Below are 26,764 nucleotides of genomic sequence, written 5' to 3'. Positions count from 1 at the left end.
AATGAGTAATAAAAGAAATATACTGATAATTGTTTTTCTATTAATGACACAAGCTACCGTGTTTGCCCAGCGGGTGGTACGTCATGAACTGTATGTTCGTGATACCATCGTAAATTATGCAGGTAAAGCAAAACGGGCCATTTCGGTAAACGGACAGATTCCTATGCCGACCCTGACATTTACCGAAGGGGATACAGCAGAAATTGTCGTTCATAATGAACTGAAAGAAAGTACGTCCTTGCACTGGCATGGTATCTTTTTGCCGAACAAAGAGGATGGTGTGCCGCATCTGACGCAGGAGCCGATCAAGCCAAACTCGACCTATACCTACCGTTTTCCCATTATTCAGCACGGAACGCACTGGTATCATTCGCATTCAGGCTTGCAGGAACAGATCGGTATGTATGGTAGCCTTATTTTGAACAAACGTGCAGATGATAAGACTTTTCGAAAAGGAATAGATGATTTACCAACTGTTCCGCTCATCATCAGTGAATGGACAAATTATAATCCAGATAATATCCAGCGGATGCTGCATACTGGAAATGACTGGGCGGCCATCAAAAAAGGAGCTACCCAATCTTACGCGGAGGCGATCAAAGCGGGTAAGTTTGGAACGAAAATCACCAATGAATGGAAGCGTCAGCTCGCCATGGATGTCAGTGATGTGTACTACGACAAGATCCTCTTGAATGGAGCTCATTCCACAGATCTAAAGGAAGTGGATGGGAAGCAATTAAAAGCGGGAGATAAGGTACGTTTGCGGATTTCCAATGGTGGCGCTTCATCTTATTTTTGGCTGCGCTATGCAGGTGGAAAAATTACTGTAGTTGCAAACGACGGGAATGATGTGGTCCCTGTGGAGGTGGACCGATTGATGATCGCTGTATCGGAGACCTACGATGTGGTCGTGACGATCCCGAATGAGGGAACAGCCTACGAGTTTATGGCCACAACGGAGGATCGGACGCAATCAGCAAGCTATTTTGTCGGCAATGGCATCAAGCAATTGATTTCACCACTTCCCCGTCTCAAATATTTTGAGGGAATGAAGATGATGAATGACATGATGAAGATGGATGGTAACCTGAATGATATGGGGATGAATATGAGCCTGAATCAGATGGATATGAATGTGGTCATGTATTCCGAAATTACCGGAGATGGAAAGAAAAAGGAAGATCACAGCAAGCACAGTGGCATGGGACACGGGAAGATGAATTCGGATGAGGATCCAAACCGTTATAATGCGAATGCACTGGGTGATATTGTCACATTGAATTATGCGATGCTGGAATCTCCCCATGAGACCGAATTGCCGAAGAACGCTCCTGTGCGGGATCTTAAATTTACCCTTACGGGAAATATGAGCCGCTATGTCTGGAGTATGGATAATAAAATCCTTTCGGAAACCGATAAGATTCCGGTGAAGAAGGGAGAAGTACTGCGGATTACCATTTACAATAACTCGATGATGCGCCACCCGATCCATTTGCACGGCTTTGACTTTAGGCTGCTGAATGGTAAGGGAGCAAAAGCTCCTTTGAAAAATGTGGTCGATATCATGCCTATGGAAACAGATACCATTGAGTTTTTGGCAAACGAGGAGGGCGATTGGTTTTTTCACTGTCATATCTTATACCATATGATGGCCGGAATGAACCGGGTGTTTGCTGTGGATGACTATAAAAATCCCTATTTACCGGATAAAGCAAAGGCATATAAGGCGCTGCAACATGAGAGCAATATGACCCATTTCATGGCGCAGAATGACTTTGCGACAAACGGAAATGACGGTCAGGCGATGTTCCAGAATGCGCGCTGGCAGCTGGGGTCGGAATGGCGCTTAGGTTACAACGATATGCATGGTTATGAGGTGGAGACACACTTGGGGCGCTTTTTCGGAAAAATGCAGTGGTTTATGCCTTTCGTAGGTTTTGATTATCGCTACCGCCGGATGGGCGAGGACGAACATGAAAAAAATATTTTTGGTCAGGCCAATAAGAAAGATAGCCGGAAGGCGCTGAGTCTGGGTTTTATGTATACCTTACCCATGCTGGTGAACTTCCAGGCCGAAGTGTACCATGATGGTATTGTCCGATTGCAACTGATGCGTGAGGATATTCCGGTCTCACGAAGAATACGTGCTGATTTTATGGTCAACTCGGATCTAGAATATATGGCCGGACTGAATTATATCATCACAAAAAATATGGCCTTCAGAACACATTACGATAGTGATATGGGATTTGGCGTGGGATTGTCGTTGAGTTATTAAAAAAGCTTCTTAAAGGAGGAGGCCCGGTAAAGCGAAAAAGCAGGATATCTTTCAGAGAGATATCCTGCTTTTTCATTTATGAACCATGCTTCTAAATCCTATCAAAGCCGATCAAGCACTATAATTTCTCTTGATGCCTTAAAGATGGCTCTTGCGAATCGTTTGTGCTTTTTTGGGACTATCCCTAGACAAATTGGAGTTATCTTTTTAAATAAAACAGACTTAATTGTAAACTTATAAGGATTTAACCCATACTTTATACGGTTTTATCCGAATGAGGTCCGGATGAGGTCCGTATAAAGTCCCTATGAGATCCCTGTTAATTGATATGTTGATATGAATTTGATGACATAATGCCTCCCAAATGGGTTAGACTTTTTACGGCCTATTTTTTATCGTTAACAGAAAAAAAGGTTTGAAATTGTTAAATTTCAAACCTTTTTTTGTTATAGATCGTTTTAAAATGAATGGGTTTCGAATTGTTAGATCATCCACTTAAAGATGCTTGCGCCCCAAGAGAATCCTGCTCCAAAAGCAGTCAGCATCACGAGGTCACCAGTATTCAGTTTTTTGATATTTTGCCAGATACACAAGGGAATCGTAGCAGCAATGGTATTACCTAAGTATTCGATGTTGCTAAGTGCTCTATCTTCAGGAATATTAAGACTACGGCCAACGGCATCGATAATACGCTGGTTGGCTTGATGCGGAATTAACCAGTTGATATCTTCGATTTGTAAGTTATTGCGCTGTAATACAGTATTACAGGCGTCACTCATGGACTGAACAGCATGTTTGAAGACGGTCTTACCATCTTGTTTGAGAAAGCGGTTGTCATTTACGGGAAGGTTACTGTCGATCGGGTAGAGGGAACCACCGGCTTCGATCTTCAAAAATTCACGTCCAGCACCATTGCTACGCAGGTAGGCATCCATGACACCACCTTCAAGCGATGGTTCCAACCATATGACACCGGCACCGTCGCCGAAAAGAATATTGGTAGAGCGATCTTTTAGATCGACATAGGTACTGATATTATCCGCGCCTACAACAAGCACATTTTTATAACGCTGTGTTTCCACGAGCGAGGATGCCATATCCAACGCATAGAGGAAGCCTGAACAAGCGGCATTGACATCAAAAGCCCATACATTGGTTAATCCCAATTTCTCGAGAATAATATTTGCTGTAGCCGGCATGGGCATATCTGGTGTGGATGTTGCGACAATAAGGGCGTCGACATCCCGTAAATCTTTGTTATATTGTTTTGCTAGATCCTGAATGGCTTTGACGGCCATGTCCGATGTGGCAAGATTTTCATCCAATATCCTTCGCTCCTTAATTCCCGTACGTTTGATAATCCATTCATCGGAGGTCTCGCAAAACTGTTCTAAGTCGGTGTTGGATCTTCTCTTCGGCGGGATATATCCACCAACCCCAGTTATTGCTGCATACGGCCTGCTCGGTATTCTTTCAGTCATAAAATAATGTACTCTTTTCTCTCTTTTTCTACAGCCAAATCTTACAAATTAGTCAGTTGTAATTTTGCGCCGTAAAACTACGGTTAATTTGTACAATTCAAGGGCGAAAAAGTAGGTTTTTGACAAAATAATTACGTTTTTTGACAAAATTAACTGTTTTTAACCTTTGTGCTATACTATTCTTTTAATTGGTCTTTAAGAAGCAGAATTATATGCTGTTAGTGTTGTGTTTGTCAAAATTTTTATCTTTTTTATTTTTTCAAAATCTCCAAACGGTCTAGCTATTTTGTTGTGCTGACACTCCTTTGGGGCCAGTTCGGGCTTGCTGCAGAAGATCGGCCAGGATGCGGATGCCCTCTTCGATCTGTTCTTCGGACAGGGCTCCATAGCCTAGGCGGAGGCCGCCGTAACTATCGTCTTTATGATAGTTGTCGGGATGGGGAATATGAATGGACTTTTCTTTCAGCTTGTTGAAGAGCAATGTCCAGTCTACCTGATGTTTGCATGCTAACCAGACGGCTAGTCCGCCTTGTGGACAATGGTAATCAACATGCTCTGATAAATGGAGATCCAGTTGCTTGATCATAAAGTCACGCTTGCCTCGGTAATAGTTGGTGGCTTTGCGGATGTGTCTTCTGAGCGTGCCGTCCTGAATAAGTTCCAGGACAGCTTGTTCCATGATATTATCGCCCTGTATATCGATCATATAACGTAATTGCGCGATTGCGTGCAGGAGCTGTTCATCTTTGCTGACGAGATAACCTATGCGAAGCGCTGGTGCAACCACTTTGCTCAATGTTCCGATGTAGATGGAATGCTGTAACTCGCCGGTAGAAGCCAGTGGATAGCAGGGGGTATCTTCGAAATGAAATTCATAGTCGTAATCGTCCTCGATGACCGTAAATCCATATTGATTGGATAGTTGGATCAGCTCGGACCTACGGGCCTGACTTAATGTCGCCGTGGTAGGGTATTGCCGATGGGGTGTAAGATAGACCGCTTTGATGTTTTTGCACTCTTTGAGATGGGGGATCATATCATCGACAATAATGCCGTGCTCGTCAACGGGTACCTGGATAAGCGTTGCACCGGTATGCTCAAAGATCTTCCAGGCCGAATGGTAGCCCGGAGACTCCACAAAGATGTAATCGTCCTTTTTCAATAAACATTGGGCGACGAGGTACATGGCCATTTGGCTGCCCCGGCTGATGCACAGGTTAGCCGGGGTAATATTCATATTACGCTCCTGATTGAGCATGTCCACGATAGCCTGCCGGAAATCAATGTGTCCCTTTGGATCGGCATAACCCATCATTTTCCATCGTGCGCTCCGTTTGAAAATCTGTCGATAAGCGCGTCCGAGCTGATCAATAGGGACGATTTTACTGTCGGGATTCCCATCGTCGAAAATAATGCGCAAGGGTGTCTGAAGTGTCGATAAGGATTTGCTTCGGGTACTACCTTCAGCTTTGGAAAGCAACGGCGGGAGCTGCTCGGCCACGAAAATTCCGCGGCGCTCTTGACTCAGGACCCATCCTTCACTCAGGAGCTGCTGGATAGCTTCAACAACTGTATTGCGGTTTAGTTTCAGCTGCGTGGCTAGGGCTCTACTGCTCGGTAATGCTGTACCAGGGGCTAGCCGGCCCGATTGGATATCGGCCGCAATACTATCGGCTAGTTGTAAATAAATCGCCTTTGTGGAGGATCGGTCTATCTCCATTGTCAAATTCCAGGGTCTGAGCATGGGTAAATTTTATCAGGTAATTCACTCAAAGATACAATTGTTCTTTTGGATTGAAATTCTTTGTGATGATTCGATTAGATCTGTTGTCTGCGTATCTGATTTGAGATGAGCTTTTTACTTTTACGGATCCCAACTGGACCAGTTGCTTTAAATTGATCCTGGACTACCTATAAGGCGGGATTTAATTCGATTTTTGGTTTAACCAAACTTACGATCATTTGATGAAACCATTTCCTGTATTTGAAAAATTGAATATCCAGATTGAACGCGCTGCTGGTTGCTTTGTTTATGACGAGTCAGGTCAGGTCTCCATCTCCCGATATTCTGTATGCGCATAACGGAAATTGCCTATCCGTTGTAATTCGTGAAGAACTCAATGTCGCTGCCCTGCGCGCTATTCATGGATAAGCCGTATCTGCGCTGGATCGTTTTTGGAATAGGCAAGTTTGGTGTTTTTCTTGTATTAGTGCCATTAAAAAAGTAATTTCACAACAGATACGTCAAGAAAACAGGATACTTTAATTAGATAGATACAAGGAAGCGAATGTCGACAATTACGAAAGGTTTACCAACAGCCGGATTGATTAGTATAGCAGATCACAAAATATTACTGGCCTACAGCAATAATAAAAAAGCCTGGTACCTGCCAGGAGGCAAAATAGATGCGGGAGAGGATTCATTACAATCACTCCGTCGGGAGATTTCGGAGGAACTGAATATTGATCTTGATCCCCAAAAGATTTCCTACTACTGTCATATCACTGCCCCAGCTTATGGTATGGTGCCCGAAGTGATTATGGAACAGGATTGTTTTCTGTACCCGCTTACGGAAAAGATACAACCAAGTAACGAAATAGGAGAAGTGAAGTACTTCTCCCATGAAGATTATTTACGCGAACCTATTCAGGTGATCGGTGTATTGCATGTCTTTGATAAATTGAAAACCGATGGCTTGATCTAAGCGAAAGGCCAGGGCACTGTACTAGATCCCATATCCTTTATTTATGCGAACCTATTCAGGTGATCATATGCTGCATATTTTTGATAGGCTGAAAGCAGATGGCCTGATTTAAGTTAAAGACGATAACTATACTTAGATCCCATAGCCCTCGTTGGCACAATTGATGGTTTTGGTATTTTGTATGGGGTCTATTTTTCCGGTCCTGGTGTTCAGTCGCCAAGCTTGAAGGGTCTTGTTGAAATATTCTTTGTCTTCCTCGACAACACTAATAGCAACGATCTCACTGTCAAATTTGTTGCCTACCCTACAGTTGCAAAGACTAAGTTGTTCGTTGGCTTTGAGTTTACGAATATTGATAGTATCCAGGATCTTATATTTCACTTGACCATTTCCCTTCTCCTTGTCATCAAGCAGTTCATTCAAAATACAGATCCCGTTTTTATCGTTGGTATAATAGCCAGCCGCAAAGCGATAGTCACCAGTTGCACTTTTGTTTGCATCTATCACTGCACCTGATGTATGGGCGTAACTGGCCAATCCCGAAATTTCATTAATCTCCCGAAATATTTTTCCATATAATGGATTTTTCTGATCTTGAATGGTGTTAAAACTTGACCAGCTGCAGATGGCCAATAATGCAAATAGTATACTTGTTAAATAACGCATAGCTTTCATTAATTTAAATACAGTATTAAAGATAATAAATCTCGTTGCATTCTTAAATTAAGAGATTCATTATTTGTTAAGACTGCCTATTCATATTTGGAAAAGTCTACGGCAAATATACAGCGGTTGACCTGGCTGCCATTCTGTGCACCTGCATTGGGTTCGAATTCGGTTAGGCTCCATAGGTAGCCGTAAGTTGCTTCGTAATACAGGGATTCAGCTCCATAAGGCCATCTGTAACGGACGGTGTCATCAGCTCCATCCGTGTAGCGCGCCAAGCGTGCATTGGAGCCATAAGAGTTGCTTGGAGATCCTGTGCAGGACAGCCACGTCCGATTTCCCTTGCGGAATACGCCCTGAATTCCGTGTGCATGGTTATCTGTAAATAGACTATTCTTAGGAGTAACAGTAACAATGCCTGAATTTTGGAGCTGTCCTTCCGCATTGATAGGAAATCCAAAAACCTGGGGTACGATAGCGGCATCAGCACTTCCGGCGTAATATTGACCTGTCCATAATTGGGTACCTTCATCATTGACCTGAACGGTGGAAAAGGGACTGGCGTTATTGATCTTTTGATAACCTATCTGCGGCAGAATATAGCGATAGTTAAATGCGAATAAATTGCCGTTGCTATCTTTTCCGCATTTTTCACTGGTATTGTCGCCGGTGCTGACTTCAATAATTTTATCAAGGTCAAAGACTCTGACCCCCAGATTTGTGCTGCTGAGGTAGATTTTTCCTTTAAAGTAGGCGATACCACCGGCATGTACTTTGAGAGGGGCATAAGTGCCATATTGCGTATATGTTGTCGTGCTACTTGGGATATCGGGTTGCACAAGGAGAATATGGCGGTAAGCCAGGTAAGTGCTTGAACTTGGACTGATGTCGATCAACGTAATGCGTGAACCCTTATTTTCGGCACTATTGCGGGCGTACCAGCTAACTAAGAGGTAGCGCACGCCGTTTTTTGTAAAACCAGCAATGCCCTGTGGGCGCCAGATTGCTGTGGTTTCATCATCGCTGTTCCAGCGAATCCCGCGCACCCGATTTTCTTCGGGAATATTGAATCCATACACCTCGGTGTAAGCGCTCCCGCCAATGGCCTGACGATTTTTGTTTACCTGAGCTGGATTTAGAAAACTGAAACCTGAACTGATGTAGCTGCTGGTATTCACATAATTGTTTACGCTCACTGCAGCAGCGCTCGTACTTGCTTTGAGTTTTGACGCTGTTTCATTTTCAGTGGGCGGCGGAGCCAGTTCATTTTTCTGACAGCCGATGCCCGCTATAGCAAGCATAAAAATCAGTCCAAGTGTGGGTTTTTGAATCATCGTTGTAAGGTTTATGTACTTATATACAATCCGCATTGCAAATGGTTTGCAAGCTGATTACGAAACTAAATGATTCAACTTATAGTTGAGTAATCCCAATATTAAATCTGTATTACGTTTGTGCTTTTCTGTCTTTATCCGCTGTATTCTACTGAAAAACCCATCTGATGGATACCCTTGTTTCTTTAAATGACAGCAATGTGATGGGGGATATTTATCCGTAAGATATTTTATTTTGCTGTTTCTGTTTTTTCTTTTTGGGATTCTTTGTACACTTTGCTATCCTCATCGTCCATGTTCATGTCGAGATCCTCCTCTTTGTATTTTCCCATTTTGAGTTGAAAATTATCAGCGGTACCGGTGATGCGCATCGGGATTCCGAAGATTCCGAATGGCGGTAGTCCGAGCCTGAACCCAAGATTCATCCGCCCATCCAGTGTAACTTGACCTTCAAACCGTGGCCTGAATCCCATCATCTTCATTTTGGTACGTTCGATGGTCATGACATTGTTCTTGATATGTGATTTGATAACGACTTTTTTCACCTCGCCGTCTTTCAATTTTTCTTTTGACGTACTTTCGCTGATGCCATTCAGTAATTTGAACCCTCTGAATTTGATCTGGTTTAGCGTCAGGGTCCCTTCGCCGACAATGGAAGGCATTACCGGCTGCATATTCCCGTTCAATAAACCGCCTAATTTATAATCCAGGGAAACCAGGCCATGTGCATTTTTGGCTGCAGTCACCATCTCTCTGAACATTGGAATTTCTTTATAGGCACGTTGGATATCAAAGCTGTCCGCTTTTACGGCGTAGTCGAAAGCAGCTCTGCGGGGATTTATAGGCCTATAATTTCCATTCATGACTGCTTTTAGTCCTGCTAGTTCAAAACTGCTGCTGTTGAGCGCCAGTTTCCCTTCTTTGAAATGCAAATCTCCTTTGAAATCTTTGATGTTCATGTTGTTGTAAGCCACATTGTTGACTAGGCCCAATACCTGGACATCAAGATTTTTAGGCAGGAGAACAACACCTGTTTCCGAAGCAGCGGATGCTGCCGATGGATTGTCCGCGAAAACCATGAAATCATCAACAGTGATTTTTTTGCTGTTGAGCGTGAACTGTCCCTGTAAAGCAGCATTGCTGTTTGTCAGGTAATTGATAATATTATTCATGTAACCTTTTATGGAGATGGAATTTCTACCATAGTTAACAAGGAAGCGGTCAAAATTCATTTTTTCCTGATGGAAGCTAAAATCACCGTTCTTGATCGAAATAGGTTGCGGGAGTAGGTCGGTCTGGACCTGGATCTTGCCGATGTTGATGCGGCCACTATTGTGGAGTCTGGCATAGCGGCCATTGGTGGCATCACTTTGCAGGCCCTTGAGGCTGAAATCTGTGTGGATAAAACCATCGACATTGGTCCCGTCAAGGGCGAAAAACTTATAGATGGGACCAAGGTTGAGTTTTCCTTTGGATTGAATATTGTAGTTGATGTTATTGAAATTGCGCAGATCTGCATGCAGGAAAAAAGGTTCTCCCGCAAATGTGAATGATACAGGTAGTATTTTTACACTCAAATCACGTAATGATCCCTTCTCGCTATTCACGAAAGCTTCAACATGTATATTTTCCATTGGAATCGGGTACTCCTTGGATTTGATAAACCCGTCTTTCATCACAATGGACGTATTGGTTTCCGGAAAAATATTCCGTTTGAGATCGACATAACCTTTTGCATTGAGATTGACATCGATCAAACCCGCCAGTTCGATATCTTTGACTGGATAGAAACTTTTGATATCGGCTAAGTTGAATAAGGCTTTGAGGTCGGACTGTACCGCAATTTTGTTAAAATCTGTTATCGAAACATAGCCTTTGATATAGTTATTGAGTGCCTGAACCGAGATATCGTGAATAGAAATGGATGCACTTTTCATTTTCCCATCCGGATCTTTTGCTTCAAGACGATAAGCGATCTTGTCAAGTCCTTTAGGGAGATTGGCTAATTTGAAATAGCCATCCGTGAGGCTGTTTCTGATATCAAATGTCGGTATGGAAGCGATGTATTCCTCCGCGCGTTTTTGAAGACCAACTTTGCGTATTGCCCGGGCATAAGTTCCGTCGACTTTTGCGTCGAGATTCCATCGTCCACCCAAGGAGAAGCCCGGAAATTGTAGCGAGGAATACAGGATACCCAGATCGAGGTCGCTTTTCATGTCGGCATGTACAGTTACCGGATGGAGTCCGGCGATCTGTCCTTTTGCGTTGAAGTAGCCTGAAGCGACTTTAAAGTCAAATTGTTTCAGGTCAATCCGGAGTGAGTCGGGATTTAATGCCGGAAGATCAACCTTTAATTTCGCGTTCCAGTCTGTCAACGGATTCTTGGATTGCTTGTACGCCATATATCCGTTGTTAATGGTCAGTCCCAGGGATAAATCGGGCATCTCATTATTGTCAACAATATAGTCACCAATTAAATTCACAAATACTTCGGAAGTGCCTTTGACGGATAGATCTTTTATCCATGATGCATAACTATTGGGAACCAGTGACAGCAATTCGCCCAGTGTGCTCTCCTGGGATTTTAATTTGAAGTCCAGATGATAACCGTGCGAGATAAAGGATAATAACCCCCGGAATCGTACCGGCAGCTGGTTAATCTTGATATCATTCCGTTCAAAAATAAAAGATAGGTTATCGGTGTTAATACGCGTCAATAAGTTGGCATCAATTGATTTTCTATCTACATAGAGTTCATTGTCAAAGGAAAAAGAAAAAGCGGCAATCTTGGCTCGGGTATTCAGATCAAAGATATTCGACATGAGGTCACCCTTGCCCTCGTAGTCCAGTTCTTTAGCGTCAATCCACAGCGGAATAGACTGGTCTTCGTAATGCAGATTGGTCTTTTCAAATTTAATCAGCTGAAAGGCCAGTGCGCTGCTCTCGGAATGATCATTTGCTTTCGTGGAATCCGCTGCTGTAGACTTATAGATATTATAGTTTGCATTACCTAAAGAATCGACCAAAATATTGATCTTCCCCTGGTTGACGATAAACTTGTCAATAATGATTTTTGATTTGAGCAGGCTCAGGAGGTCAATCCCAAAACTTACCTGTTTGGCTGCAAGCAGGGTATCCTTTTTGAATGGCTCAGCGCCCTTTAACAACACCTCATCCATTGACGCTGTCAATAATGGGAATTGATCAAAGAAAGTTAATCTGACTTTGGAGTAGTTGAGTTCCCCATTGATATGCTCGTTTGCCAACGACTTGACTTTGTCGTTTACTTCTTTTTCAAAGATATAGGGGATGGATAATATACAAAGAATGAATAGTGTTATGAAGCTTACTAACCCGATAGAGATTCGTTTGGCAAGCTTTAGAAATGTTGCTTTTGACACAGTGTTGTTTTTTTGTGGCTACAAAAGTCCGAAATTTATTGCTAATGTCCATTGATTGACCGATTTATTTTAGGGTTATTGCTGAAATATGTCAAGTTTCATTGACAAATTGTGGGGCAAAGTGCTTTCTTATCAGGTAGTTTTGTATTGCTCGAAAATTTTCCTGTATTTTTGCAGCGTGAATTTTCGATTTAAAAATGCGGAACAGAAAAATAGTACCATCCTCATTTTCTGTTTGCTTTTGTTGCTGTTGATAGGAGGGGGACTGCTCGGTGTTATCCACCATAAAATAGATCGACTGAATAAAAGAATATTGGTGGATTTTGCCGATGAAAATATGTTGCTGCTGAATAAGCAACTGGAATTGTTACAACAGGAGCTATATGCCGCTGAGAAAAGATTGGTTGATGCCGTACCATCAGAAAATATCCGTCGCGATTCCTTACTTATCCTCATTCCAGCTAGTCACCTGGACCGTGTAGACAATAGGCTATGGGTGCTGCTTAAAACGCGTACAATACAACATCGCTTATACCATGTCTATGTCGATATTGAAAAATTAAATGCCTATTTCGCCAATCGCTATTTTGGAAGAAGGGCTTATTTTGAAATATATAGTGACAAAGGGATCTGCGTCGTTTCACCTGAAAACCGGAAATGGGGACGTCCCAAAGAGAGTGAAATCATTACACAGGGCAAGATCGTCAAGTCCGATTACCTAAAGCTGGATGTGATGGTTACTTCCTATCCCTGTTCCATTATTTTCGTGGGCGGGGAAATTCGGGTAAATACCTTGCTGCTGACCATTGAAGAGGAAGTGCAGGGGCTGATGACCTATAGTATTTTACTTGGCGTTGGTCTGATGCTTGTCGCCATAGCACTTATCTATTTTAATGTACTGGAGCGCCGCAAGACGCAGCAGCTCAAATTAATGGCGCTGAAGCAAGAAAATGAATATACGCAGATGCGTCTGGTTCAATTGCGGCAACAGATCAATCCGCATTTTTTGTTCAATACCTTTGGCTCGCTGCAGTATCTGATCGGTAAGGATAATGATCTGGCCAAGTCATTCGTCGGCAAGATGACCAAGGTCTATCGTAAAATGCTGCGGACTGATGAGTCAGACTGGTCTTCGGTACAGGAGGAACTGGAACTGGCCAAAGCCTATTTCTTTTTGCAGCAGGTACGTTTTGGAACGGCGTTGAAAGATATGGAAATTTCCATTCCAATGGATGTGATGGGCGCGAAGCTACCACGTCTGGCCTTGCAGATGCTGGTGGAAAACGCGATTAAACATACACGGATTTCGGCAGAAAATCCACTTCAGATCCATATTGTTTACCTACCAGAGGTCAATATCATCAAAGTAAGCAATAATTGGCAGCCGCGACAGGGGATAGAGGTGGAAGGTGAAGGATACGGGCTTAATTACTTGGTATCTATGTATGCCCATTATACACTGGATGGCTTTGACTTCGGAACAGAAGGAGAGCGTTTTTTTATCAACCTACCCTTGCTAGATCGTTAAAATAGCATCCAGATAAGCCTGTTCAATACGTGTTCATAGGTTCGATGCGCGTGTTCATACATTGGAAATACGGGCTCGTCCCTTTCAAGGTGATTCTGTACAATATTTTTAACAAATTTGGCTCCTGATCTAGGAATTTAATTGCAAGATTAACCTAATCTTATTCGGATGAAATGATCTTCAGCTCAATGGCGCTTGATAAGAGACCTATCCTGCGCAGCTGATCGCTTCCATGCCATTGAAAAACAAAGCGGGTGCAACAAATGCATGTATGCTATTGAAAAACAGCACTCAGAAATAATTATTCTAAATGAACAACACTTATACCAAGCTAGCCCTAAGCCTCTTATTTTCGGCAGGCCTTATGCAATCTTGTTCTGTATTGCAAACTGTAGGTTTACGAAAAAAAGAGACTGTTACCTCTACGAAAGATTCTACAGCCAAAAAAGATACGACGGTTGCCTATGACAAACTGTTTAAAGACGCGCGCGTGGATAGCGGCATGTTTGCTGTAATCCGAAAGGAAAATAATTATTACTTTGAAATTCCATTGAAGAAAATGGGCCAGGATATTCTCCTGATCCAAAAATTGTCTTCCGTTCCTTTGGCACTGAATGAGGCTGGTGTAAATAAGGGAATGAACTATGAAAATAAGGTCATTCGATTTACCCTACGCAAAGAGAAGAAAGAGGTATGGGTTTCGGAGATTAAACCTCAAGTTGAAGTGCCTAAAGGGGATGCGATTGCTGCATCGGTCTATGATAATTATCGTCCTTCTTATATCGAATCGTTCAAGGTGGAGAGTTATTCAAAAGATTCCAGCGCCGTGGTGATCAAAGTCAATAAAGTATTTGACGGATCGGAAAAGAGCTTTACGGATGTTTTTACCGCCTTGGGCTTGGGTACTTCGCCTAAGACCAGCATATCCACGATCGAAGAGATAAAATCGTACCCTAATAATATTGTTGTGAAATCGGTATTGTCGACAAAGGTAACGGAGGGAAACGAATCGGTACCCGTTTCACTGGAGGTCACAAGTAATCTTTATGAACTGCCTGAAACGCCAATGGTGGCACGTTTTGCTGATCCACGTATTGGCTTTTTTACATCACCGCGCTGGTATTTTAACGATAAACAACAGGAACTGGATAAAAAAAATCTGGTTAATCGCTGGAGGCTTGAACCGAAAGATGAGGACAAAGCACGTTACCTGAAAGGTGAACTGGTAGAGCCGAAAAAACCTATTGTTTTTTATCTGGATCCGGCCACGCCAAAACAATGGCGCCAAGCCATTATCGATGGTGTTCACGACTGGCAGGAAGCATTTGAGGCCGCCGGTTTTAAAAATGCGATTTTGGCAAAACAACAACCGGATAGTGCCAAATTTGATCCGGATGATGCCAATGTATCTTCTATTGTATACGCTGCATCAGCGCAGGCCAATGCGATGGGGCCATCGGTAGTGGATCCACGTTCGGGTGAAATTTTGGAAGCGGATGTGATCTGGTGGCATAACGTAATGACCATCCTAAATAGCTGGATGCGGATACAAACAGGTATCGTAGATACTTCGGTGCGGTCAAATGTATTCTCGGATGAAAAAATGGCCCATGCCATTCGTTTTGTTTCTTCGCATGAGATCGGACATACCTTAGGGCTGATGCACAATATGGGCTCGTCGGCAAGCTTTCCGGTAGATTCACTCCGTAGCAAAAGCTTTACGGCAAAAATGGGCGGTACGGCTCCATCGATTATGGATTATGCGCGCTTCAACTATGTGGCGCAACCTGAAGATGCTGTTGAGCAGATTACACCCGTAATCGGAGCCTATGACAAATATGCTATCGGATGGGCTTACCGCTGGTACGGCAAAACACAGCCTTGGGATGAAATACCTTTGTTGCGGAGAGAGATTGATGCGCATGTGCATGACCCGATATATCATTATGGTGAACAGCAGGATTCCAAAAATATTGTCGATCCACGCGCACAATCCGAAGATCTTGGGGATGATGCCATGAAAGCCGGTGAATATGGAATGAAAAATTTGCGTCGTATGATGCCGAATATCATCAACTGGACAACAAATACCGGAGATGACTATTATCGCGCCGGCAAATTATATATGGGCGTCGTGGGTCAATGGTATGCCTACGCTGACCATGTGCTCAATAATATTGGTGGTATTTATCTTGAAAATGCTGTTTTGGGCGACCAAAAAAATGCATATAGCCCGGTACCTAAAGAGAAACAGGTAGCTGCACTGGAATATTTAAAGAAACATGTGTTCTACATGCCGGACTGGTTATTTGTTCCGGAACTGATGGCGAAAACTTTTCCTTTAAGAGATTCACCTATGGGACCGTTTGAATATGCACCTTATAATCTGCAGCGCGAATTTCAGTATGCCATGCTCTACAAATTGGTCAACGATGAGCGTCTATTGCGCATGGTCGAAATGGAAAATCTGTTTGGCGATAAGAAGGCATGGAGTGCAGCAGCATTTTTAGCGTCGGTACGCAAAGAGATCTTTGCAAAAACAATCAGCGGACAGGTATTGGATCTGAAAACACGCATGTTGCAGCAGAATTATGTAGATGTACTGATGGTTTCTACAAATAAGTCCATGGAGAAACTAAATGCGAAGAAATTAGCTGGGGTCGAACAATTGATTGAAGAAACTCAGCCTAATCTGTGCTTGCATCAACATCATGCAGCCTCTGCCCAAACGGGTTTACGCAATGTGCATGTCACCGGCATGATCCGTACATCGGATATGCTGACCTATAAAAGGGCCGAACTGTATGAGATCTATCAGTTGCTGAAACAAAAACAACGCACAGGGGACGCGACGACAAAGGCCCATTATATGGACCTCGTATTACGGATCGCAAATACTTTGGCATTGAACTAATATATTAACATCTATTATATCAACATCTACCAAAATGAATAAGTTTTTAATACCGCTGACCTTTATGTGTGTGCAAATGGCACAGGCACAGGAATCCAAAGAACTGAAAGGAAAGGTACTGGACGCGGTCACATTAAAACCGGTCGTGGGGGCGACGGTTGTCGTCGAAAGCTCGGCAGTAGCCGAAGATATCGGCGTACCCAATCAGGTACAACAATCTGCATTGGGATCATTGACTGATGCTTCGGGCGAATTTCGCCTAAAAATTCCGGGGAACTTAAAATACGTCACCATTAGTTATGTGGGGTACCAGCGTATTCAGGTGCCCGTATTCCAGGATCACAGGACGATTTTGTTACAACCAAGTGGTGAATCCCTGGATGAAGTCATCGTAACAGGATATACAGATATCAAAAAACGTAAAAATACGACCGCTTATAATAAAATCAATGTGGCCGATATCAAGCAGACAGGGGTTTCGTCGATCGACGAAATGTTGGCTGGTCAGGTGGCAGGTTTACAGTTGAGCAATTTTAGCGGTGGCCCCAATAGCGCACCGCAGATCCGTATCCGCGGTACGGTATCGCTTAATGGTACGCAGGATCCATTGTGGGTGATTGATGGATTACCCATAGAAGGGACTGAGTTGCCGAATCGAATTGATAAGGATAATCTGAATAGTCTGACTAACCTTCCGATTGCAGGCATTAATCCCGATGATATCGCCGATATCACCGTATTAAAAGATGCGGCAGCAACTTCAATTTATGGCGCACGCGCGGCGAATGGGGTTATTGTGATCACCACAAAAAGAGGAAAATCAGGCCCGGCAAAATTGCAGGTCTCAGCGAATACCTTTGTGACCGAACGTCCTGACTTTGCTAAGCTCAACCTGATGAACGCCAATGAAAAGGTGGATTTCGAGCTATTGCTGGCTAACCGCACCGACTTGAATTACCGTACAGGCAAAGGGGCGGTTATGCGTATCCTGGATAAAGCGAATGCACTGGAGACCTACCGTTCAGGCGGTTTAGCTGCTCTTTCGCCAGAGGTACAGCAATCCATCAATCAATTGCGCCTTCAACAGACAGACTGGGGAAAAGAGCTGTACCGTCAGGCATTGAACCAACAGTATTCGGCCTCGATCTCCGGCGGTAATGACGCGCATCGTTATTATCTGTCCAGCGGCTTTTACGACGAAAAAGGAGCAACTAAAGGCGCAGATCTACGTCGTTATTCATTGACGTTAAACAACGATTTCAATATAAATGACCGCTTTAAAGCAGGAATCAATTTATTGGGGTCAGTTACAAATCGACAAAACCCGATCCAGGATGCTGATGGATTTACCAATCCGAGTAATTACATGCGCTTGGTCAATCCGTATCTGACTGTAGGCGATCAAGCTGGGAAGTATAACTACGATCCGGATATCGAAGGCTATGAAAAAGATACTTACATTCCGTTCAATGCCATCGAAGAACGGGAAAATACCAAATATGCATTAACAAATAAGGCGTTAAAAGCGATTGGTTATCTGGAGTATACCATTATCCCGAAATTGGCTTTACGTACCGAATTTGGCTTGCAGTTTGATGAAAATAGCATGGAGCGATTTGCAGATCAGGAAAGTTATAATACCCGTAAATTGCGTGCAGCAACACGGTATTACGATTCTGCGAGCAAAACGTATAAATATTTTTTACCTACGGGTGGTAAAATTGAAAATAACCATAATAGCATTTTTCAATACAACTGGAAAACTTACTTAAAATACAACAAAACCTGGAATGAAAAGCATGAGCTGGAGCTCATGGGTGGAACAGAACTCAGGCGAAGTAAGAATACAATGGTTTCAACCAAAGGTTTCGGGTATAATCCGTCAACTTCGACCACACAAAATATTGTTTTTCCGAATAGCAACTATCAAGATGATTCGAGATTTGATCCCTATAAAAAAGGGTTTATCGAGAATTCATATGCCTCTTTTTATGGAAACGCGACTTACACCTTTGACCGTAAATATAATGTCTATGGTAGCATTCGTTATGATGGTTCCAATATGTTCGGGGTAGATCCGCAATACCGTTTTCTGCCGATCTGGTCCTTGTCCGGATCATGGAATGTGCTGGAAGAAGAATTTATCAAAGGCAGAACAGCTTTATCTGATCTCCGTGTCCGTGCTTCGTATGGTATTCAGGGAAATGTGGATCGCAATACCTATCCGTTTATTGTTGGAAAGTATGAAAATTCGACTATACTTCCAGGTTATCCAGAAGGTTCTGTCGTGGTAGATATGCCTGCCAATGACAAATTACGTTGGGAACGTACCAGATCTTACAATGCAGGGATTGACTTAGGTCTATGGAAAAATCGACTGAATATTACGGTTGATTATTACAATAGAACAAGTACCGACCTGATTGCAAATAGCGCCCTACCTATGGAGAATGGTTTTCAGGATGTCCAGGTCAACTGGGCTTCGGCAAGAAATCAGGGCGTGGAACTGACGATCTCGAGCCGTCAGATCCAGACGGAGAAATTCTCTTGGTCCACGGATTTTAACATTGCCCACAACAATAATAAATTATTGAAGGTCATGAATAATCCCAAAGCTTATGCGCCGGAGACACAGGAAGGCCGTCCGATCAATGGACTATATGTGCTGGAAACAGCTGGATTGGATAAGGACGGTGTGATGCAGTTCAGAAATCAGGATGGTTCAGTTTCGAGCTTTGAGGAGTTTTACGGGTTATACGATCCTTGGGCAGATTTCTTACCGGGATATATGTCGCAGACTGATATGACCGCCGCTGTCTACCGCTCGAAATTTAAATACAAGGGCAGTAAAGACCCTAAGTTTACCGGTGGTATGACCAACCGTTTCCGTTATGCGAATTTTGACCTGGCGATTTCAGCGGTCATTAACCTCGAACGTTGGGTAAGCCGTACACCTACCTATAATCCGGCACTCGTAGACCGCGGACAAAATTATACAAAGGACCTCCTGATGGCACTACAGGGTAAATCGGCCCTGCCCGCATTGGGAAGTATCAGTTCAGAATTAAATGACCGCTGGATGGCCTATGGGTGGATGGAGAGTAATGATCCGATCAGTTCATTTAAGCAGTACGATATCTGGGCGAAGAAAATGAGTTATGTCCGCATCAATAGCATTCGTCTTGGATATACCTTGCCTGCAAGCTTGAGCAAAAAGATCGGAACCAACAATTTACGTGTGAACGTAGAAGGACGTAACTTATTTGTTTTTGGAGCGAATTACGAAGGATATTTTGATCCAGAGACTTACGGTAGCTATTATGCGCAACCGATCAGCAAATCTTTTGCTTTTGGTCTTTCAGCAAGTTTTTAATTCTTTTAATTGATTATAACATGAAGAACATAATTTATTTTGGAATGATCATGACGGTTGGCGCATTGACTTCCTGCAATAAATATTTAGATATAAAACCGGTCGGAACTGTCATTCCTGCCTCGGAGAGCGATTTTAGAGGCTTAATGACAAGTGGCTATACGAGTTTTCCGGCGCATAAATCGTATTTATCCTTGCGTACCGACGAACTGCTATTGGATGAAAGTTCGACCGATGCGGCTAGGACCAAAGATATCTATCTCTGGAATGACCAGAATCCAGATCCGGCAACGACAGCGTATCCCTATCTGGCTTTTTACAAAAGTATTTTTTACAGCAATCAGATCATCAGTACCATTGATGAAAAATTGGCAAGTAATGCAACGGTGGATCAGATCAAAGGGGAGGCTTACCTGATGCGTGCCTATGCACATTTTGAGTTACTGAACTGCTACAGCGAAGTTTATTCAGCAAGCAATGTAGCTTTGCGTGGAGTTCCATTGTCCACCAAAATCGATCTGGAACAACGTTTTGTTCCGGCAAGCATAGGTGACTCGTATGCACAGGTGTTATCGGATATGGAAAAGGGGACAGCCTTGCTGACAGTAGAGGATCAGGCCAAAGGCGCAAATTACCGCTTTAGCAAGCGTGGGGCTTACGCCATGGCATCACGTCTTCATTTGTATCGCGGGGAATGGAAGGCGGCAATGGAAGCCGCCGGGAAAGCGCTGGCGATAAATAATAAGTTGGTTGATCTAAACGCAACCGGAAGTAAGCTGCCGAATGATTTTGAGTCAGAAGAGATGATTATGGCGCTGGAGAAAGTATCCATTCCAGAGGTACGTTCAAGTTCATTTATCTCGCCCTCTTTATTGTCGGCCTATTCGGATGGAGATTTAAGAAAAGGACGCTATTTCCAAAAAAGAGGTGCTGATTATGTCTCACTTAAAGGAGGAGAAAACCGTTTCAACGTGAGCTTCAGAAATGCGGATCTTTACCTGACCATTGCAGAATGCAATGCGCGTTTAGGGAACACTGCGGAAGCGCTAAAATATCTGTCCGCATTGAAAAAAAACAGATTTACCGCTGATGCGTATGTCGAAGAAACTAAAGTTGACGCCGGTTTGTCCAAAGAACAGTTGCTGGATGCGGTATTACTGGAGCGTAAACGCGAACTGGCACTTGAAGGCTTGCGTTGGTATGATTTAAAACGTACGACAAGACCTACCATAACACATGCTAGTTTTGGCCGAACGGTGATTTTGCAGCAAAATGATCCACGCTATGTGATCCGTTATCCACAGGAAGCGATCAATAACAACCCAGATCTATTAAAATAAGGTCAATTTTTTTTAATCCTTTATATATTAATCCATTTTCTTTCTTAGGAAATGGATTTTTTATTACATTCAAGCCATGGGATGGAATATATTGATTGTCGAAGACGAAGACTGGGCTTTTGTCGGTTTAAAGGAGATGTTGACAGAGCTTTATGGGGAAAGCGCATTGACCTTTACCAATGCAAAGGAGATCCGGGAAGCGGTGACGGCCATCAATAAGCATTCTTTTGACCTGATCTTTATGGATATCCATCTGATGGATGGACTGAGTTTTGAAATATTTAAGCAGGTGTCGATTGATGTGCCCCTTATTTTTACAACAGCCTATGAACAATATGCATTAGAAGCTTTTCAAAATCAAGGTTATGCCTATCTGTTAAAGCCTTTCGATGCGGAGGAACTCATGCAGGCCATGAAACGTATCGAACCGCTGTTGCCCAAAGCAGAGGTTCGTTTAAAACAGCGGTTTCTCGTCAAGTACGGTAACTTTTTAAAGTCCTTGGCGATAGCCGATATCGCTTATTTTATGGCAGAAGATAAAGAGCTATATGCGGTGGAAAAAGAGTCGGGGGTGGCCTATATCATTGAAGATAGCCTGGTCCACCTGGTGACACAGGTAGATCCATTTGTCTTTTTTCAAATTAACCGGAAATTTCTTATTCGTATTGATTCCATTCAGTCTATGTTAAAAATAAGTCGGAATAGAATTAAATTGGAACTAATTCCCCCAACTCCAAAGGGGATTGAGGTTATTGTGAGCGAAGAGCGTTCTCCCAATTTTCAGCGCTGGTTAGATCAATAATATTCTGTTAGCTAGCTTACTATTGGTTTGTTGTTCTAATTTATTTTTGTAATTATCTGATTTTTAGCTTTTTATTTTTTTATAAAAAATGTATAGTAAATTAGTATAGATTGTGTTATATTTGCGCTCTGATAAAATCTATCAATTTAGTAGATTTTAAAAATGTGTAGCGTTAAATCATCTTTTTTGGTAAAATAAAGATAATTAGTTTATTTATTTTCTATATATTTATTATACTTAACTCATTTATTAAATATCCTTCATATGCACTCTACATTCAAATACATTCCTATTGTCGCATTAGCTTTGTCTGGAGCCTGTGTGAATAAATTGTATGCACAGCAACGTTCCATCCATGGAAAGGTGACTGATGCGACTACCGGACAGGCGCTAGTTGGCGTAAGTGTGCGGGTATCTGATCAAAATAAGGTGACACTAACAGACGCGAAAGGTGAGTTTACGATTAGCAGTTCAGCGAAAGATGCGGCGCTTTTGGAATTTTCGTTTATAGGCTACGAATCGCAGCAGGTGTGGGCTACCGGAGCTACGATATCTTTGGCTTTGAAACCATCAAGTACAGACCTGGACGAAGTCGTCGTGGTGGCATACGGTACTTCTAAACGTACAAATATCACGGGGTCAGTGAGTACCGTGAGTAGTAAAGCGATCGAGAATAGACAGGTATCCAATATTACTAAAGCACTGGAGGGTCAGGTCCCGGGATTACAATCGGTCGCATCTTCGGGTCAACCTGGTACAGAGGCAACTATCCGTATCAGGGGAATTGGATCTATCAATGCCTCCAGTTCACCTTTGATCGTATTGGATGGCAACCCTTATGCGGGTGATATCAATTCGATTAATCCGAACGATATACAGTCAATCTCGGTATTGAAGGACGCTGCTTCCAGTGCGCTTTACGGTTCTCGGGGGGCTAACGGCGTGATTATCATTACGACCAAATCGGGTGTCGCCTCTGATAATACAAAAATTAATCTGAATTTTACTCAAGGTTATTCAACCCGGGCAGTTCGCGATTATGATCAGGTATCGACCGATGAGTATTTTCAACTCTATTGGGAGGCTCTAAGAAATAAAAATCTGTCCAATGGATTATCTGCGGCTCAATCCGCTACAAATGCCAGTAAAACATTGCTGACTGATCTTAATGTCAATCCCTACGGCAGTAAATATCCGCAGCCCGTCGGCGAAGATGGTAAGCTGGTCGCGGGGGCAAAAACACTTTGGGACGATCCCTGGACAGATGTATTGCAGCGTACAGGTGTGCGCACACAGGCAGATCTTGGCTTTAGTGGTGGAGGTGCGAAAAGCACGTATTACATCTCGGGTGGCTATCTGAACGATCAGGGAATAGCCATCGAATCGGGTTTTAAGCGCTATAACTTAAGAGCTAATATTGACAGTAAGGTTAAATCTTGGTTGAATGCAGGGGTGAATATCGGTGGTAGCAGTACGCAGCAAAAATACCCACAATCTGAGGATAGCAATACCGCTAATATCATCAACTTTACGAGACTGGTTCCATCTTTTTATCCGTATTATGAACGAAACCCGGATGGGTCATTTGTGCTCGATGCCAACGGAAATAAAGTGTATGATTTTGGGGAGTACAGACCAAGTGGTGCAACGCCGCGTAATAATCTTGCAGCTTCTTTACCGCTGGATAAAAATGATATCCGTCGGGAGAATCTTTCTGCCCGCGCTTATTTGGAAGCATTATTTACCAAAAATTTAAAATTAAAATCGACCTACAGTGTTGATTATACCAACGGGAGTACACATGACTATACCAATCCAGTATTGGGTGATGGTGTCAATACTGGCGGTTATGTTTATCGCTCAAATGTGCGAACTGTTGCACAGACCTGGAACAATTTATTGACTTACGAAAAACAGTTTGGTTTGCATTACCTGAATGTATTGGCCGGTCAGGAATATTATGCGTTCACCAGCAGCAATATCAGTGGGAGTAGAGAACGCTTTGTTATGCCTGATCTCTTTGAGCCCGTGGCTGCTTCTCAATTAAATGATTTTACCGGATCCAGTGTTGATTATCGGTTATTGAGTTTTTTGGGTAGGGTGGAATATAACTATGATAATAAGTATTACCTGTCAGGATCGCTAAGAACAGACGGATCTTCCCGATTTGCGCCTGATACCCGTTGGGGTACTTTCTGGTCCTTGGGTGGTTCCTGGAAATTAAAGCAGGAGAACTTTTTGAGAGATAATACGACAATTAATCAGTTGACTGTGCGAGCGAGTTATGGCGGGCAGGGAAATGATAATCTCGGAACGTATTATGCCTACAAAGGGCTATATACTATTGCCAACAGTTTGGGCAGAGGGGGAACCTATACGGGGAGATTGGCTACTCCCGATTTAAAGTGGGAATCGAACCTCAATCTCAATGTAGGTGTTGATGTGTCTGCATTTGACAACCGGGTATCGTTAACTGTTGAGTATTTTAACCGACGGAGTAAAGACCTCCTGTTCACGATGCCAATGGCATATTCAACAGGGTATACCGGTTATGACGCTAATATCGGGGCCTTAAAAAATACAGGTATCGATGTTGATATTCATACCATTCCTATTCAAAATGATAATTTTAGATGGAATTTGGATCTTAATCTTTCACATTACAAAAATAAGATTACAGCACTGCCAAATAATAATAGACCCATTCCTACTGGCAACAAGCTTTTGCGTGTAGGTGGAAGCATTTATGATTTCTATTTGCCCGAATGGGCTGGTGTAAATCCAGAAAATGGTTTGCCGCAATGGTATACTGCTGACAAGGATGGTAATAAAACAGGTGAAAAAACTTCAGAATATGGAAAAGCCGGTAACTTTATCGCAGGTAGCTCGCTCCCAGATCTAGTCGGCGGGATTCAAAATAGCTTTACATACAAAAATTTTGATCTATCAGCCTTGTTGAGTTTCAGCCTTGGCGGTCAAATATTGGACAATGATTATATTCAGATTATGCACAATGGAAGTAACCCGGGGCGTGCTTGGTCAAAGGAAATACTTGAACGTTGGACACCTGAAAATACACAGACTGATGTGCCTAAATTGACTACAGATAATCTGAGCTGGACTTCCTCGTCAACACGTTTTCTTTATAGTGGTAGTTATGCCCGTCTTAAGACGCTTAGTTTAGGATATAGTCTACCCTCGGAACTAATTAAAAGAATTGGTATAGAAAAACTCCGTGTTTTTACAACCGCTGAAAATTTATTTACATTATATGGACATCAGGGAATGGACCCTGAGCAGACAGTAAATGGTGCTACTTATTTCCGCTATCCGGCAATGCGCACAATTTCTGGAGGCGTTCAGTTTGTTTTTTAATTATCGGTCGTTAACACAAGAATTTAAATGAAAATCATGAAACTAAAAATTGCATATATCATCCTGGCTTTGTCGTTGGCAAACACATCGTGTAAGGATATCTTAGAGACAAGTCCAACAACATCCGTCGCTGAAGAAGATGTGTATAAAAACACGGACAACGTGGCAACCGTTATCAATGGGACTTGGAAGTATTTAAATGATACTTATTTTACTTATGCGAATCCTGGCTATACTTCAATAATGCGTACAAGTGACGCTATGGGAAGTGATGTTGCCGTGACGACAAAATATGGTTATCGGGATGCTTATGCATTTACCGAGTTAACAAATAATCGTTCGAACCGTGTCAATTCCTTTTGGATTATGTTGTATAAAGTGATTGACAATATGAATAACGTTATCGCGAAAGTGGACAATGCTGCGGGTTCTGTTGAGGCTAAAAATGTTTTAAAAGGAAGAGCACATGCATTACGTGCATTTGCTTATCTGAATCTGGCGAGCTATTATCAATTTAGTTATTTAAAGGACAAAGCGGCTAAATCGGTGCCTATTTACACGGAACCCAGTACCATTGCGACTCAGGGAAAACCCCGGGCAACACAAGAGGAGGTTTATAAGCTTATCGTGAGTGACCTGAAAGCGAGCGAAAAATTGTTAGCATCGGCGAATAGAGATGCTAAGTACGACATTAACATTGATGTTGTCAATGGTTTGCTGGCACGGACTTATCTACAAACAGGCGATTGGAAATCAGCTGCGGAATATGCAGAAAAAGCTACTAAAAATTATGAGCTGATGAATGCTTCCGATTATCAGGCAGGATTTAACGATCTGGGAAATAAAGAATGGATTTGGGGGCATATGCAAACGAATGAACAAAATGTGGCAAGTTATACTTTTCATTACCTAGACGTATCATCCGCCGGATCTTATTACTATAGTTTTATGGCTGATCCTTATTTTAAAAATTTGTTTGATAGCAACGATGTGAGATATTCACTATTTGAATGGGATAATCTGCCGGGTAGAGAAGGTTTTCTGCGGTATAAAAAGTTTAAATTTAAATCTAATTTGATCGGTGATATTGTATATATGCGCGCTTCGGAAATGGTATTGATTGAAGCTGAAGGCTATGCGAGGGCCGGAGAAAAAGATAAGGCAATAGCGCTATTGAATAAATTGCGTACAGCTAGAAATGCAAAATTATTTACCGGAAATGATGTTGATCAATTAATTGCAGAAATTCTTATTGAAAGACGCAAGGAACTATGGGGGGAAGGATTTGCGTTATCCGATATTCTTCGTACCCAGGGGAAGGTGGCTCGGAAGTCGTATGTTGACGCCGATGGAAAACCTATCCAAGTAGAGATTGTCGGTGCTGACGGTAAACCGAAACTGGTCAATGGTCAAGGTCATCGTGTTATTAAATTTCCTGACGGATCGGCTTTTGTTGAAAACAGCTCTTACTACTTATTTTCTATCCCTTATGAAGAGACTGTAAGAAATCCGAATCTCTAGTCCTTTTGGTTTTTATTGCTCAAAGAAAGCCAGTACGTTTATGTAC

General features: G+C 42.6%; 14 protein-coding genes. 9 read left to right on the top strand and 5 right to left on the bottom strand.

Annotation, left to right across the window (positions count from 1 at the left end; translation table 11 throughout):
- Position 1: 1 nt before the first annotated feature.
- Entirely contained in the window at positions 2-2,278 is a 2,277-nt protein-coding gene (locus ABDW32_RS20045; RefSeq protein WP_343565612.1) for a multicopper oxidase domain-containing protein, read from the top strand.
- Positions 2,279-2,760: 482 nt separating this feature from the next.
- Here the strand turns inward: ABDW32_RS20045 and ABDW32_RS20040 are convergent, their stop codons facing one another.
- The gene (locus ABDW32_RS20040) at positions 2,761-3,759 is read right to left on the bottom strand and encodes a beta-ketoacyl-ACP synthase III (RefSeq protein WP_077438710.1); all 999 of its coding nucleotides are present in this window, start codon (positions 3,757-3,759) and stop codon (positions 2,761-2,763) included.
- Between the two features lie 277 nt (positions 3,760-4,036).
- Positions 4,037-5,503 carry a PLP-dependent aminotransferase family protein gene (locus ABDW32_RS20035; RefSeq protein WP_343565611.1) on the bottom strand — a complete coding sequence of 489 codons (1,467 nt, stop codon included), beginning with the start codon at positions 5,501-5,503 and terminating at the stop codon, positions 4,037-4,039.
- A 544-nt stretch (positions 5,504-6,047) separates the two neighbouring features.
- Between ABDW32_RS20035 and ABDW32_RS20030 the strand changes: the two genes are divergently transcribed.
- Positions 6,048-6,464 (top strand): NUDIX domain-containing protein, encoded by a 417-nt coding sequence (locus ABDW32_RS20030; RefSeq protein ID WP_343565610.1) that lies wholly within the window; start codon positions 6,048-6,050, stop codon positions 6,462-6,464.
- 132 nt (positions 6,465-6,596) lie between these two features.
- Here the strand turns inward: ABDW32_RS20030 and ABDW32_RS20025 are convergent, their stop codons facing one another.
- From ABDW32_RS20025 to ABDW32_RS20015, 3 genes are all read right to left on the bottom strand, one after another.
- Positions 6,597-7,130, bottom strand: coding sequence for a hypothetical protein (locus tag ABDW32_RS20025; RefSeq protein ID WP_343565609.1), 534 nt, complete (start codon positions 7,128-7,130; stop codon positions 6,597-6,599).
- Positions 7,131-7,216: 86 nt separating this feature from the next.
- Positions 7,217-8,464, bottom strand: a complete 1,248-nt coding sequence (locus ABDW32_RS20020) for a hypothetical protein (protein WP_343565608.1) — start codon at positions 8,462-8,464, stop codon at positions 7,217-7,219.
- A 230-nt stretch (positions 8,465-8,694) separates the two neighbouring features.
- Complete coding sequence (locus tag ABDW32_RS20015; RefSeq protein ID WP_343565607.1) at positions 8,695-11,865, bottom strand: AsmA-like C-terminal region-containing protein; 3,171 nt, start codon at positions 11,863-11,865, stop codon at positions 8,695-8,697.
- A 178-nt stretch (positions 11,866-12,043) separates the two neighbouring features.
- Between ABDW32_RS20015 and ABDW32_RS20010 the strand changes: the two genes are divergently transcribed.
- The 7 genes from ABDW32_RS20010 (at position 12,044) to ABDW32_RS19980 (ending at position 26,718) form a co-directional block, all read left to right on the top strand.
- Entirely contained in the window at positions 12,044-13,393 is a 1,350-nt protein-coding gene (locus tag ABDW32_RS20010) for a histidine kinase (protein ID WP_343565606.1), read from the top strand.
- Positions 13,394-13,703: 310 nt separating this feature from the next.
- Positions 13,704-16,307: a zinc-dependent metalloprotease gene (locus ABDW32_RS20005; RefSeq protein ID WP_343565605.1), complete on the top strand. Its 2,604-nt coding sequence runs from the start codon at positions 13,704-13,706 to the stop codon at positions 16,305-16,307.
- A 34-nt stretch (positions 16,308-16,341) separates the two neighbouring features.
- The gene (locus ABDW32_RS20000) at positions 16,342-19,680 is read left to right on the top strand and encodes a SusC/RagA family TonB-linked outer membrane protein (RefSeq protein WP_343565603.1); all 3,339 of its coding nucleotides are present in this window, start codon (positions 16,342-16,344) and stop codon (positions 19,678-19,680) included.
- A gap of 20 nt (positions 19,681-19,700) precedes the next feature.
- Positions 19,701-21,020 (top strand): RagB/SusD family nutrient uptake outer membrane protein, encoded by a 1,320-nt coding sequence (locus tag ABDW32_RS19995; RefSeq protein WP_343565602.1) that lies wholly within the window; start codon positions 19,701-19,703, stop codon positions 21,018-21,020.
- A 76-nt stretch (positions 21,021-21,096) separates the two neighbouring features.
- A complete protein-coding gene (locus ABDW32_RS19990) occupies positions 21,097-21,822 on the top strand; it encodes a LytTR family DNA-binding domain-containing protein (RefSeq protein ID WP_343565601.1) in 726 nt (241 codons plus the stop codon).
- Positions 21,823-22,086: 264 nt separating this feature from the next.
- Complete coding sequence (locus ABDW32_RS19985; RefSeq protein WP_343565600.1) at positions 22,087-25,197, top strand: TonB-dependent receptor; 3,111 nt, start codon at positions 22,087-22,089, stop codon at positions 25,195-25,197.
- Between the two features lie 36 nt (positions 25,198-25,233).
- Complete coding sequence (locus ABDW32_RS19980) at positions 25,234-26,718, top strand: RagB/SusD family nutrient uptake outer membrane protein (RefSeq protein WP_343565599.1); 1,485 nt, start codon at positions 25,234-25,236, stop codon at positions 26,716-26,718.
- Positions 26,719-26,764 lie beyond the last annotated feature (46 nt).

The organism is Sphingobacterium sp., from assembly GCF_039596235.1.
Lineage (GTDB): Bacteria > Bacteroidota > Bacteroidia > Sphingobacteriales > Sphingobacteriaceae > Sphingobacterium.
The sequence above is the reverse complement of the archived record's forward strand: the minus strand, read 5'-3'. Positions and strand labels throughout refer to the sequence as shown.

What these genes read in the sequence shown, in the direction of transcription:
- ABDW32_RS20045 (WP_343565612.1), top strand. Translation starts at nt 2, where the DNA reads ATGAGTAATAAAAGAAATATACTGATAATTGTTTTTCTATTAATGACA.
- ABDW32_RS20040 (WP_077438710.1), bottom strand. Translation starts at nt 3,759, where the DNA reads ATGACTGAAAGAATACCGAGCAGGCCGTATGCAGCAATAACTGGGGTT.
- ABDW32_RS20035 (WP_343565611.1), bottom strand. Translation starts at nt 5,503, where the DNA reads ATGCTCAGACCCTGGAATTTGACAATGGAGATAGACCGATCCTCCACA.
- ABDW32_RS20030 (WP_343565610.1), top strand. Translation starts at nt 6,048, where the DNA reads ATGTCGACAATTACGAAAGGTTTACCAACAGCCGGATTGATTAGTATA.
- ABDW32_RS20025 (WP_343565609.1), bottom strand. Translation starts at nt 7,130, where the DNA reads ATGCGTTATTTAACAAGTATACTATTTGCATTATTGGCCATCTGCAGC.
- ABDW32_RS20020 (WP_343565608.1), bottom strand. Translation starts at nt 8,464, where the DNA reads ATGATTCAAAAACCCACACTTGGACTGATTTTTATGCTTGCTATAGCG.
- ABDW32_RS20005 (WP_343565605.1), top strand. Translation starts at nt 13,704, where the DNA reads ATGAACAACACTTATACCAAGCTAGCCCTAAGCCTCTTATTTTCGGCA.
- ABDW32_RS20000 (WP_343565603.1), top strand. Translation starts at nt 16,342, where the DNA reads ATGAATAAGTTTTTAATACCGCTGACCTTTATGTGTGTGCAAATGGCA.
- ABDW32_RS19995 (WP_343565602.1), top strand. Translation starts at nt 19,701, where the DNA reads ATGAAGAACATAATTTATTTTGGAATGATCATGACGGTTGGCGCATTG.
- ABDW32_RS19990 (WP_343565601.1), top strand. Translation starts at nt 21,097, where the DNA reads ATGGGATGGAATATATTGATTGTCGAAGACGAAGACTGGGCTTTTGTC.
- ABDW32_RS19985 (WP_343565600.1), top strand. Translation starts at nt 22,087, where the DNA reads ATGCACTCTACATTCAAATACATTCCTATTGTCGCATTAGCTTTGTCT.
- ABDW32_RS19980 (WP_343565599.1), top strand. Translation starts at nt 25,234, where the DNA reads ATGAAACTAAAAATTGCATATATCATCCTGGCTTTGTCGTTGGCAAAC.